The organism is Chitinophaga caeni, assembly GCF_002557795.1.
Classification (GTDB): domain Bacteria; phylum Bacteroidota; class Bacteroidia; order Chitinophagales; family Chitinophagaceae; genus Chitinophaga; species Chitinophaga caeni.
The window spans coordinates 2,282,658-2,294,580 of record NZ_CP023777.1; the positions used below are offsets into that span (position 1 = coordinate 2,282,658).

Annotated in this window: 12 protein-coding genes; 7 read left to right on the forward strand and 5 right to left on the reverse strand. The window is 43.6% G+C overall.

The window, feature by feature from the left end:
* Positions 1-6 precede the first annotated feature (6 nt).
* From COR50_RS09595 to COR50_RS09625, 7 genes are all read left to right on the forward strand, one after another.
* Positions 7-1,581, forward strand: coding sequence for a RagB/SusD family nutrient uptake outer membrane protein (locus COR50_RS09595; protein WP_098193784.1), 1,575 nt, complete (start codon positions 7-9; stop codon positions 1,579-1,581).
* A gap of 27 nt (positions 1,582-1,608) precedes the next feature.
* On the forward strand, positions 1,609-2,382 hold the full coding sequence (locus COR50_RS09600) for a hypothetical protein (RefSeq protein ID WP_098193785.1): 774 nt from the start codon (positions 1,609-1,611) through the stop codon (positions 2,380-2,382).
* 151 nt (positions 2,383-2,533) lie between these two features.
* Positions 2,534-2,884: a PadR family transcriptional regulator gene (locus COR50_RS09605; protein ID WP_098193786.1), complete on the forward strand. Its 351-nt coding sequence runs from the start codon at positions 2,534-2,536 to the stop codon at positions 2,882-2,884.
* A 5-nt stretch (positions 2,885-2,889) separates the two neighbouring features.
* On the forward strand, positions 2,890-4,377 hold the full coding sequence (glpK, locus tag COR50_RS09610; protein WP_098193787.1) for a glycerol kinase GlpK: 1,488 nt from the start codon (positions 2,890-2,892) through the stop codon (positions 4,375-4,377).
* Between the two features lie 324 nt (positions 4,378-4,701).
* Complete coding sequence (locus tag COR50_RS09615) at positions 4,702-6,270, forward strand: glycerol-3-phosphate dehydrogenase/oxidase (RefSeq protein ID WP_098193788.1); 1,569 nt, start codon at positions 4,702-4,704, stop codon at positions 6,268-6,270.
* A gap of 43 nt (positions 6,271-6,313) precedes the next feature.
* Complete coding sequence (gene glpT / locus COR50_RS09620; RefSeq protein ID WP_098193789.1) at positions 6,314-7,648, forward strand: glycerol-3-phosphate transporter; 1,335 nt, start codon at positions 6,314-6,316, stop codon at positions 7,646-7,648.
* Between the two features lie 49 nt (positions 7,649-7,697).
* Positions 7,698-8,642: a glycerophosphodiester phosphodiesterase gene (locus tag COR50_RS09625; RefSeq protein ID WP_232516332.1), complete on the forward strand. Its 945-nt coding sequence runs from the start codon at positions 7,698-7,700 to the stop codon at positions 8,640-8,642.
* A 139-nt stretch (positions 8,643-8,781) separates the two neighbouring features.
* Here the strand turns inward: COR50_RS09625 and COR50_RS09630 are convergent, their stop codons facing one another.
* The 5 genes from COR50_RS09630 to rdgB form a co-directional block, all read right to left on the reverse strand.
* Positions 8,782-9,507 (reverse strand): DUF3307 domain-containing protein, encoded by a 726-nt coding sequence (locus COR50_RS09630; RefSeq protein WP_098193790.1) that lies wholly within the window; start codon positions 9,505-9,507, stop codon positions 8,782-8,784.
* Positions 9,497-10,129: a helix-turn-helix transcriptional regulator gene (locus tag COR50_RS09635; RefSeq protein ID WP_098193791.1), complete on the reverse strand. Its 633-nt coding sequence runs from the start codon at positions 10,127-10,129 to the stop codon at positions 9,497-9,499. Before COR50_RS09635 ends, COR50_RS09630 begins: the two co-directional genes overlap by 11 nt.
* Positions 10,130-10,266: 137 nt before the next feature.
* Positions 10,267-10,866, reverse strand: a complete 600-nt coding sequence (locus COR50_RS09640) for a nitroreductase family protein (protein WP_098193792.1) — start codon at positions 10,864-10,866, stop codon at positions 10,267-10,269.
* A gap of 11 nt (positions 10,867-10,877) precedes the next feature.
* Positions 10,878-11,318: an acyl-CoA thioesterase gene (locus COR50_RS09645; protein ID WP_098193793.1), complete on the reverse strand. Its 441-nt coding sequence runs from the start codon at positions 11,316-11,318 to the stop codon at positions 10,878-10,880.
* A 15-nt stretch (positions 11,319-11,333) separates the two neighbouring features.
* Positions 11,334-11,909: an RdgB/HAM1 family non-canonical purine NTP pyrophosphatase gene (rdgB, locus tag COR50_RS09650; RefSeq protein ID WP_098193794.1), complete on the reverse strand. Its 576-nt coding sequence runs from the start codon at positions 11,907-11,909 to the stop codon at positions 11,334-11,336.
* Between the last annotated feature and the right edge of the window lie 14 nt (positions 11,910-11,923).

Sequence of the window (11,923 nt, forward strand, 5' to 3'; positions counted from 1 at the left end):
CCACGTATGAAAAAGATATTATTAGCCTTATTGGCGGCCACGTTATTGTCTGCCTGCGGCAAAAATTTCCTGGACATAGATCCAGTTGATAAAAAAACGATCGATAATTTTTATAAAACGCCTACCGATGCTTTCGAAGGATTGGTGGCAGCTTATAATGTATTGAACTGGGATGGTTACGGCAATATTTTGTTGACATCCGAGATAGCATCCGATAATGCTTTCGGCGGTGGTGGAAACTCCGACAACGGTATGCGGCAATGGGATCGCAGTGAGAAGATTTACGATCATAATGCCGAAGCTTGGACTAAATACTACACCGGTATTTACCGTGCCAACATATTATTATCAAAAATTGATGAAGTGGATTTTGAAGGAGATGAAGATTTGAAAAATATGTATATAGCGGAAGCCAAATTTTTACGTGCTTATTTTTATTTTGATCTCGTACGCATGTTCGGTCATGTACCCTTGGTTAAAGTTCCGCTGGAAGCAGGGCAGTACAATGTTCCACAAGCAGCTCCCGATAGTATCTACATGTTCATTGCGACTGATCTAAAAGAAGCAATTCCCCATTTATTAGATAAAAAATATGCTGAATATACTTCAACAGAATATGGCAGGGCCACCAAATGGGCTGCCGAAAGTTTGCTCGCCCGCGTATTTTTATATTACACGGGGTATTATGGTAAACCAGGTATTGCCGGGGTTATTACTAAGGCCGATGCGTTGACAGCCATAGAAGATGTTATTGTTAATAGCGGTTATGACCTGGTTCCCAAGTATTCAAATATATGGCGGGCATCCGCGGAGAGTACAACGGATTATGCAGGGCAAAACAGCCAGGAAGGCGTGTTTAATATCCAGTATACTTATAAGGGCTTGAAAGATGGGAACGAGCGAAATGGTAACCGGGTACAGGTTATGATCGGCATCCGGAGCCAAGTGTTGCTACCGTATTATAATGGCTGGGGCGCTTGTACCGTGAACCCCAAGTTATGGAATGCTTTTGATGTAGCAGATTTAAGGAGAAATGCTTCTATTATTTCTATCGAAGGAGAAGGTTTTGCCGGGCAATACTCCCTGGGAGATCAATACCAGTACACCGGTTATTTCCAAAAGAAATATACCCCGCTAAACGATCAGAAGCCTGAAGATTTAGGGGGCGATTTTCAAATCGACAACTATGATAATTATCTCGCCATACGTTTTTCCGATGTGTTGTTAATGGCGGCTGAATTGAACCTGGACGCCGATTTAGGTAAAGCGCAAGCATATTACAACCGTGTACGCGATAGGGCATTCGGTGACGAACTGCACCGCAAAACATTAACGGGAGACGCTAACGGCATGCAGTTGATTATGGATGAAAGGAGATATGAATTTGCAGGGGAAGGAATCCGTTATTGGGACTTACTGCGGCAAGGGCTAAACATCGCTAAAAGTGCCATAGACAATACCAGTACAAACTCGGAATTGAATGTAAACTTCCGCGAGATCACCATGGGATTATTCGCGATTCCCGAAACACAAATCAATATTTCTAATGGCAACCTCGTACAAAACGATGGTTGGAACTAATATTTTTCAAGGTAAATATTCTTATACATGAAAAAGTTACGCAATACTCTATATATAGCCATCATCGCAAGTTCGTTCGTAGCTTGTACCGCTAAGGAAGATCGCGAGTCGATGGGTAAACCATTACCCGCAGATCAATTGGAGTTTACGGTGACGCAAACACCAGGCTATGATAACGAGGTAACCATGGAAAGTCTCACCCCGGAGATAATTCCATATTGGGATTATGGTTTCGGTGTATCAAACGCACGTAAGTTCAAAGCGGTAATCCCCTTTGCAGGAACTTTCCCGATCAAATATTACGCTTACGGAAAAGGCGGCCCCTCTGTAGACTCAGTAGAAATTACCGTAACGGAAAATGATGCTAATTTCTTTGCTGACCCGTACTGGGATTTATTAACAAACGGCGTCGATGGTAAAACTTGGGTATGGGCTGTTGATAATCCCCTGGGCTGCATTACCGGCGGTGGCGATTACCGGGATAACGGTCCCACATGGTGGAAAGATAACATGGCGGATCAACAAGCAATCATTAATGATAAGATGACATTTGACTTAAACGGTAGTTATAATTTCGAGTTGATTACACCGAATGGTAATAAACCGGGTAAATTCAGCTTCGATGTGGAAAGCATGAAGTTATCTTTCGTGGGAAGCGATGTTAGTAACGGGCAGAATTGGAATTACGATATAATAAAGCTCAATGAAAATGAACTGGTAATCGCGGCTACACATATTGAAAGTTGGGGCGGGTTCCGCAACTTTTACTTCTTCAAGAAAGAAGGATTTGTGTACCCGTAATTGCTAGGTATGAATGTGTGAAAAGACAGAAAGGTTGCCTGTTAGCAGGTAGCCTTTTTCTTTTATCAGGATGCCGGCCACCTTATTACCATCGCCTGCTACATGCAAAGTTTTTTTTACCTACTTTTATGAATCAAGATATTAAATCCGCATGGAGAATAAGCAAAATGCCTATTTCATAACCCGTTGGCAATCCCAGATCAAAAAGGGATTGTTCGAGTATATCATCATGTTGCTCTTGCAAAAACAAGAGCGCTACGGTTATGAATTGATCAGCGAAATCAAGAAGTTGGCTGACATGGATATTGCAGAAGGAACGATTTACCCCCTGCTGAGCAGGCTCAAGAAGGAGAAACTGGTGGATTCCAGGTGGGTTGAAATGGATGAAGGTGTTCCCCGCAAATATTATAAACTTACAGAGCAAGGTAACGAATACCTCGAAGCCATGTATCAATACCTCGGTGAACTGATGCAAGCCATTACTGATTTGAAAAACGTGTAATCTTTATGAACGGTCATATCTTATCCCTCGATTTAGGGTCTAGCACGGCAGGAGTCGTCTTATTTGATAAAAAAGGGCGCGTTGTAAAACAATTGCAGAAGGAATACGATAAGTATTACCCGCAACCCGGTTGGATCGAAGTAGACCCGGATGAAATATGGTTTAGCATGCGTGCTGCCATAGAGGAGCTGATGAATGCTTCCGGCATTACCGCTGCTAATATCGCGGGGATCGGCATCTCCAACCAGCGGGAAACCACTGTTATATGGGACAAAACCAACGGCCAGCCTATTTATAATGCTATCGCTTGGCAAGATCGCAGATCTTCCAAAATCTGCGATGATTTTCGTTACCAAGGATTTTCAGAGTTGATCCGGGAAAAAACCGGTTTGTTGTTGGATGCCTATTTTTCTGCAAGCAAGATTAGCTGGATCTTGGATCATGTTCCCGGTGCCCGCGCTAAGGCAGAACAAGGGAGCCTTGCTTTCGGGACGATAGACTCCTGGCTGATTTGGAAATTAACCGGCCAGCAAGTTCATGTGACCGATATTACCAATGCTTCCCGTACCATGTTGTTTAATATCCATACGTTGGATTGGGATGCCGATTTGTTGAAACTATTTAATATTCCACATAAACTATTGCCTGGAACTTGCAGTAACAGTGAGATCATCGCTTACACTGCGCCTGCCATATTGGGCGCCCCGGTTCCGATCGCGGGAGTTGCGGGAGATCAACATGCGGCCTTGTTTGGACAGATGTGCCTGGAGCCGGGGATGGTTAAAAATACTTACGGTAGCGGCTGTTTCGCGTTGATGAACACCGGGGATCAACCCGTTTTGTCGCAACACCATTTATTGACAACGGTTGCTTGGAAGATCGGGGATAAAGTGACTTACGCATTAGAAGGAAGTGTTTTCGGCGGGAGTTCCGTGTTTCGTTGGATGAGGGACGGGTTAGGGGTTATTGAAGCTACCGCGGAAGTTGAAGCCTTGGCCCAAACCGAAGAAGATAACGGGGGCGTAATGTTCGTGCCGGCATTGGCAGGCCTCGGTGCTCCTTATTGGGATGCCTATGCACGCGGTATGATTATCGGTATTACGCGCGGCACTTCTGTTGGGCACATTGCAAGGGCAGCCTTAGAGGGTGTAGCGCTCGGTTTGGCTGATGCCCTGGAAGCCATGGAAAAAGATAGTGGCCGCAAGATAGGGGAGATCCGTGTAGATGGTACATCTGCAACTTATCCCTTTTTCATGCAACTCCAGACGGATTTGCTCCAATACCCGGTTACCCGTCCGGCTGTAATGCCTTCAAGTGCTTTGGGCGCCGCATATCTAGCGGGTTTGGCTACAGGGTTTTGGGATTGGCAAACCGTAAAGAAGATGTACGAACCGGGGGAGTCCTTCTCCCCAAGGCAAGACATGGAATTTAGTAATCGATTGAGAAGCCGTTGGAAGAAAGCTATTGCCCGCGTGCAAAATTGGGATCTTTAGTCCCGGATTTTATGGATTTCATAAGTTTCACAGATTATCCTTTATCCTGCCTAAATTTTATTTCACGTTAAATATTTTCATCCTTTTCTATAATTATTAAATGACACTGCTTTCGAAAGATCGCGGTGTTTTTTATGTCCCGGCTGTTATAATCAACACCTGGTTTAAAACATTTTCATGCTATTGATGTTAATTTTTTATCATTTTAATAGAAATATTTGTAGTGTATCGTATTCCGATGTACCTTGTAACGGTATGGATAATTAGTTAACGAGGTATATTCGTTAACGATACAAAGAATTCTAAGCGGATAATTATTACGTTATGATGCGGGAAAATTTATTAGCACAGTTTAAATCGAAGATCGACCAGGAATGGGATGTGGTTGTTATTGGTGGAGGTGCTACCGGGATCGGTGCTGCACTTGAAGCAGTTACCAGGGGATATAAAACCTTGTTGGTTGAGAAAGCAGATTTTGCAAAATCTACATCCAGCAAAAGCACGAAGTTGGTGCATGGCGGCGTGCGGTACTTGGCTCAAGGGGATGTAGCCCTGGTGCGGGAAGCCAGCGTTGAAAGGGGATTACTATTAAAAAATGCCCCGCATTTAGCGCATAACCTTTCCTTCGTAATTCCAGCATATTCATGGTTTGATGGGATCTTTTATACAATCGGGTTAAAACTCTACGACTGGATGGCAGGGCGATTAAGCCTTGGCCGTTCCTTATATATTTCCCGTAAAAAAACTATCGAACGTTTACCTACGATTAAGCAAGATCACCTTTCTGCTGGGGTATTATATCATGATGGCCAATTTGACGATTCCCGCCTGGCTATTAACCTGGTGCAAACTTTCTTGGAGCATGGCGGCATCGCTATTAACTACATGGAAGTGAAGGCGATGGAAAAGGATATAACTGGGAAATTGAGCGGCCTTAAACTTCAGGATAATGAAACCGGTGAAGTATTTCATGTAAAGACAAAAGGTGTTATTAACGCTACCGGCGTATTTACAGACGATGTTTTGCAAATGGATGATCCTAATGAACCCCGTTCTATCGTGGCCAGTCAAGGAGTACACCTGGTATTGGATCATAGCTTCCTCCCGGGAAAGACGGCGTTAATGATTCCCAAGACCAGTGATGGCAGGGTGCTTTTTGCAGTTCCATGGCATAATAAATTGGTAGTAGGTACTACCGATACTCTCGTCGAGAGCATTAGCCTGGATCCCGTAGCTTTAGAAAAGGAGATTCAATTTATTCTCGATACAGCCGATCAATATCTTACGAAAGCACCTAAAAGAACGGACGTGTTGAGCGTTTGGGCCGGGCTTAGACCTTTGGCAGCGCCTACGGGAGAAAAAGCCAAAACGAAGGAAATTTCAAGGAACCATAAAATAATGGTAACGCCTTCAGGTTTGGTAAGTATCCTCGGTGGTAAATGGACAACATACCGTAGAATGGGTGAAGATGTAGTTACGAAGCTCGAAGAAGTGCACCAGTGGAAGAAAACGACTACCGCGACAAAATTCCTCCCGATTCATGGTTTCGTCGAAAACACCGATGAAAACAACCCCCTATATTTTTATGGCGCCGATATGCCCGGCATTCAAGCATTAGCCGCTTCTGAACCCGGAATGAGCGAGGTTTTATCTGAATCCCTCCAAATCATCGCGGCACAAGTGGCTTGGGCGGTGAGGCATGAGTTGGCGCAACAGGTTGAAGATGTGTTGGCGAGAAGGATCAGGGCCCTTTTCCTCGATGCCCACGAAGCGGTACGCATAGCGCCGAAAGTGGCTGCTATCATGGCCAAAGAGTTGAATAAAGATACAACCTGGGAGCAGGAACAAATTCAATCATTCAATACCTTGGCATCCACCTACATGCTAAGCTAATTTTTCAATTTCACGTTTATTATTTATTCCACTTTAGAGTAACATGAACTGGTTAAAACCACCGGCGCACAAGCCTACTATTCCACAATCAGAAATTAAAAGTAAATATACCTGGATGAGAATGCAGGTATTTATCGGCATCTTTATCGGTTATGCAGGTTATTACCTGGTAAGGAAAAATTTTTCTATGGCTATGCCGGATCTTATGGAAAAAGGTTTTTCCAAGGGAGATCTTGGCTTGGCTCTTTCCGGCGTTTCCATTGCTTACGGTTTGAGCAAGTTCCTGATGGGAAATGTTTCTGATCGCAGCAATGCGAGGATCTTTATTTCATTAGGCTTATTTCTTTCTGCCCTAACGATGTTGTTAATGGGACTGTTCCCTTGGGCAACGGGTTCCATCGGTATCATGTTTGCTTTACTGTTTTTAAATGGTTGGTTCCAAGGTATGGGGTGGCCTCCCAGTGGCAGGGTAATGGTGCATTGGTTTTCTATCAAGGAAAGGGGAACGATGATGTCTATCTGGAATGTTGCGCATAATGTGGGTGGCGGTTTAGTAGGGCCTTTAACAATCCTCGGAATGTATTATTTCGGGATGTGGCAAAGTAAGTTTTTCTTCCCGGCGGCTGTTGCCATGGTTTTGGCGGGGATTGCCTATTTGCTGGTAAGGGACACGCCGCAGTCTTGCGGTTTGCCTTCTATCGAAGCTTACAAAGATGATTATCCGAAAGACTACAGTAGCAAGTCGGAAAATGAAATGACAGCCAAGGAGATTTTCTTGAATTATATTCTCCCGAATAGGTTGCTGTGGTACATTGCTTTGGCCAATATATTTGTCTATCTACTCCGTTACGGTGTATTGGATTGGGCGCCTACTTATTTAAAAGAAGCGAAGGGGTTTAATGTGAATGAATCTTCCTGGGCATATTTTATCTATGAATATGCAGGGATTCCGGGTACCTTATTATGTGGCTGGATCAGTGATAAGGTGTTTAAAGGTCGCCGGGCTCCTGCCACGATTATTTACATGGCATTGGTCTTAGTTTTCGTGTTGATATATTGGAAGAATCCTCCAGGTAATATTTGGGTAGATAACATGGCTTTGTTTGCTATCGGCTTCCTAATTTATGGCCCCGTGATGCTGATTGGCGTACAGGCTTTGGATCTTGTTCCGAAGAAAGCGGCGGGTACTGCGGCGGGCTTGACCGGTTTGTTCGGCTACTTGGGTGGCGCCATGTTTGCCAATGTTGCCATGGGGTATATCGTGGATCATTTTGGTTGGGATGGCGGTTTCGTTATCTTGATAGTGGCTTGTTTGCTCGCCATTTTTTTTACGTTATTGACTTGGCGCAAGGAAAAAGAAAGGTTAGGATTAATTTAACATACAACAGTCCAGGATACTGTAATTTCACGAGTTAAAAATTATACAAATGATGGTACGTTCATCGATGTCTGCCTTACTTGTGGGAAGCTTGTTATTGTCAGCTTGCTCCTCCCAGAAGAAAGCAGCATCTCAAAAAAATGTTGCTTCCATGGAAAATCAATTCCCTGCTTTTGATTCCGAAGCGCATAGGGGAGGTAGGGGACTGAAACCTGAAAACACCATACCCGCTATGAAAAATGCGATCGATATTGGTGTTACAACACTGGAGATGGATGCGAATATTACCAAGGATTTGAAAGTTGTTGTTTCGCACGACCAGTACATGAACCCGGATATCTCCACTGCTCCGGATGGTACACCCGTTACCCGGCAGCAGGTGAAAGATTTGTTGTTATATCAAATGAATTATGCTGATATCGTTAAGTATGATGTGGGGATGCGGGGAAACCCGAATTTTCCGCAGCAGGAAAAGATGAAGGTAAACAAACCCTTGTTGTCTGATTTGATTCAAGCGGTAGAGAAATATACCCAACAGGAAGGTGTTGCCCCGAAATGGTATAACATCGAAACAAAATCATCTGCCAAGTACGATGGCGTTCGGAATCCAAAGCCGGAGCAATTCGTGGCATTGCTGATGAAGGTGGTTATTGATAACGGTATCGTGGATAGAACCGTGATACAGTCTTTTGATAAAAGAACTTTGCAGGTTTTACATAAGAAATTTCCTGCCGTAAAAACTTCCTTCTTGATCGGTGATAATAACAAGAAATCGCTGGATGAAAATATCAAGGATCTAGGTTTTACGCCTTTTATCTTGAGCCCTGATTATAAGTTGGTGACACCTGCTTTGGTGAAAGCCTGCCATGATAAAGGTGTTAAGATCGTTCCCTGGACAGTGAATGATAAAGCCAAGATTCAAGAACTGAAAGATATGGGAGTAGATGGTATTATCTCAGATTATCCCAACTACTTCAAAGAGCTCGGAATGTAAAACCGAATAGTGGACGAATAAATAGCCGCCTCAATCTTGGGGCGGTCCATGTTCACGGATGATACCGGATTTAGGGATTGCACGGATTTTTTGTTCGAGTTTTGTTTTGTTCGAGTTTTTGGGGTTTAATTAGGTTTATTTATTGGTTGACTAGGTATTTTAACAGGAGGCCTACTGCTACCGCGATCGACATGCTGATGAGTGTGCCTACTAATAAATATTCCGTTTTTACTTCTTCTTTGGCCGTGTTATATCTTAATATACTTTTTGCCGCAATTAAGAGGCCTATAGCTTCATATTGGCCGATAAAAACTAATACGCCAATTATTAATCTTTCTATGATGCCAATGTATTTCCCGGCATTTACCAAGCCTTTGTCGGCGGTACTGCTTCTTGGTGTCGATATTTGATCTGCCCAATGCTTGGTAGCTAGGCTGATGATGATGGAAGAGGGATATACCAAGAAGAATATTCCGGCAGCAAAATACCAGGCATTGCCTTGGTAATAGAATTCCAATATCTCTTTTTCGGTAGGAAATAGTTGGAATTGCCAACACCAACACAAGACGATTACGGCCATATGTGCCAGTTGATCATAAACGAAATTCCTGAAGTTGGGCTTTAGATAGGATTTGAACAAATCTATCAGGAAATGACTGATGGTGATGATCGCTACAGTTTGTATATATTGAAAGCCCATGAATAACAAGGCCGTTACACCCGTAATCAGAACATGTAAATACAGTAGGGGCGACTTTATCTTCCGTTCGTTCCTATCATCTATCCAAGATCTCTTTTGTAATGCAAAATCGCTCACCAGGTGCGCAAAGATCAGCTTGGTTAACCAAATAATGCTATTTTCCATGTTCGATAAATGCTTGTGTTAATACTTTGTATTGTTCTAACAGGTAGGCCATCTCCTCGAAGCGGGCAGCTTTAACTTGCTGATTGATAGTTGCCGCAGATTTTTTTAACAAGGTGGCTGCCTCCTTCTGGTTTTTCCCTAATAAAAGATAATATAATACTTCCGCTTGCTTGGCTGTTACTTGGCTTACCAAGCTATCGGTGTAATGGGCTATCAAATCATAAGAGATATCAAAAATAGCGTCACCGCAAGTTATCAGTAAGTGCTGTTGGCTCTTCGGATCCGTAATCCGGTCTAATGCACGTCCTGAAGTTACAAAAATATCTTCTAGGTGGGAGTCGAGGTTGGAGATATCTGCTGCTACATAGCCCAAGCTAATGCTTTGGCGAATATCTACCCGCGCCTCTTGCATACTATGTGAGATGGCTTTTAGCCTGCATTGCAGCATTTTATGGTATACCGTGGCTGCATCCTTTACTAAAACTTGGAAGGAATCGCCCCGGTAAAATTCAAGCTTGTCACACTCGGGGAATTGCTCTTGTATTTCAATTAATAGTAGCTGGAAATCCCGGCTATCTAACTTGGTGGAATTAACGATATCCGCAGTAATAACTGCTTCCATTATTATTTACTTTGATGGATGACTAAGTTAGGTTATTTAGCCTAATTTTCAAAAAATAAGTATTATTTTACGAATTTTTATAGAATTAGTTTTTATGTACGAATTTTATGAAAATCAGGCTAAATTGACTAATTAAATTACATCCATTGTACTTTTTCACTTAAAGGGCGGGTTCTCCTGCCAACTTTATGGATGGGTTCATCGCTGTAACCAAGGTACAGGAAGCCCATAATTTGGTCCTCTTCCCCTAATTTCAAGTATTCTTTCATGGCTGGTTTTAAGGCCATACCACCGGTACCCCAGTAAGCGGCAATACCCATGCTGCTGGCACCCAAAAGAATATTTTCAATAGCGCAGGAAGTCGCTGCTAGCTCTTCCAATGCCGGGATTTTAGGATTAGCGCCGCGTTTCATGGCCATGACCACCAGGTGGGAGGCCAAGTCGCCCATGGACTTTAACTTGTCGTAAGTGCCGGGAACGAATTGTTCCGGTTGCGCATTCGCTTTATAAAGTTCGGCATGCGCCAGGCAGAATTCCTGCACTTTTTCACCCGCGTACACCATGAAATACCAGGGTTCGGTTAAGCCGTGGGTAGGCGCCCAGTCTGCTAATTCGAATAATTGTTGCACTTGTGTATCTTCGATCTTTTTACCATTCATGCTTGCCGGCTTAATGGTGCGGCGCGTTAGTATGATATCTTTCAAGATACTAGCTTGATCCGTTGTTGTTGTGCTCATTCTCTATCTGTTTATGATTCTTTAATTTCCATGGCAGCTTTTAAGGCGGCAGGAACTTTAGTTATTTTTCTTTGCGTGTAATCGAAGCATACCATGCCGGTTTTAGCTTCGGCAATTAGTAGGTCTTTCCCTTCGCGGCGCGTTGAAACCTTGTAAAATAAGTCGAAGCCGAAAGCCGAAAATTCAGAGGCGCATACCTCGAACTGTAATATATCGCCATGGAAGCTTTCATTTTTATACACGATGGCAACATCTGCCATGATCAGGCCTGCGCCGAAAGCATCCAGTTCGCTAGCGCCCAGGCTTTTCAAGAACTGGACCCTGGCATCGTGGATCATGGAAAGGATGGCATCATTCCCTACATGCCCACCGTAATTAACATCCTGGATCCGAACCGGGATCTGCATGGAAAATGCATACCGATCCGGCATATCAATTTTAACTCTAGCCATTCGTATGATAAATTATTACCTGTTTTTTAAAAAGTCGATAAGTTGCCGGAAAGCCTTTGCCCGGTGACTATAACTATTTTTTTCCTGCATATCCATCCCCGCGAAGCTGGTAGTGCTGCCATTGGGGATGAAAATAGGATCGTAACCGAAACCCTTTTCGCCACTTCCCGTACCGGCGATTTTCCCCTCGCAGACACCTTCAAACTGGTATTCCCTTTCATCGAGAATCAACGAAATAACGGTTCTAAACCGCGCGTTCCTGTTAGTTTTTCCTTCCATTTCGGCCAGTACCTTCACGATATTATCGGCAGCGGATTTTTGTTCACCTGCATACCTGGCCGACAATACGCCCGGTGCGCCATTGAGAGCGTCTATTTCAAGGCCGGTATCTTCGGAGAAGCAATTTTTACCCGTCATGTTATGTATAACGGTTGATTTCTCCCTGGCATTGGCTTCCAGCGTGTCGTGTGGTTCGGGGATATCGATGTCGATCCCGGCATCTTGCAGGGTGATGATTTCGAAAGCATTCCCTAGCATACTTTTGATTTCCTTTACTTTATTTTCGTTGTTCGTAGCAAAAACTAGCTCCATGCTAAATATCTTGA

Coding starts and splice junctions, on each gene's coding strand:
- COR50_RS09595 (WP_098193784.1), top strand. CDS start 7: ATGAAAAAGATATTATTAGCCTTATTGGCGGCCACGTTATTGTCTGCC.
- COR50_RS09600 (WP_098193785.1), top strand. CDS start 1,609: ATGAAAAAGTTACGCAATACTCTATATATAGCCATCATCGCAAGTTCG.
- COR50_RS09605 (WP_098193786.1), top strand. CDS start 2,534: ATGGAGAATAAGCAAAATGCCTATTTCATAACCCGTTGGCAATCCCAG.
- glpK (WP_098193787.1), top strand. CDS start 2,890: ATGAACGGTCATATCTTATCCCTCGATTTAGGGTCTAGCACGGCAGGA.
- COR50_RS09615 (WP_098193788.1), top strand. CDS start 4,702: ATGATGCGGGAAAATTTATTAGCACAGTTTAAATCGAAGATCGACCAG.
- glpT (WP_098193789.1), top strand. CDS start 6,314: ATGAACTGGTTAAAACCACCGGCGCACAAGCCTACTATTCCACAATCA.
- COR50_RS09625 (WP_232516332.1), top strand. CDS start 7,698: ATGATGGTACGTTCATCGATGTCTGCCTTACTTGTGGGAAGCTTGTTA.
- COR50_RS09630 (WP_098193790.1), bottom strand. CDS start 9,507: ATGGAAAATAGCATTATTTGGTTAACCAAGCTGATCTTTGCGCACCTG.
- COR50_RS09635 (WP_098193791.1), bottom strand. CDS start 10,129: ATGGAAGCAGTTATTACTGCGGATATCGTTAATTCCACCAAGTTAGAT.
- COR50_RS09640 (WP_098193792.1), bottom strand. CDS start 10,866: ATGAGCACAACAACAACGGATCAAGCTAGTATCTTGAAAGATATCATA.
- COR50_RS09645 (WP_098193793.1), bottom strand. CDS start 11,318: ATGGCTAGAGTTAAAATTGATATGCCGGATCGGTATGCATTTTCCATG.
- rdgB (WP_098193794.1), bottom strand. CDS start 11,909: ATGGAGCTAGTTTTTGCTACGAACAACGAAAATAAAGTAAAGGAAATC.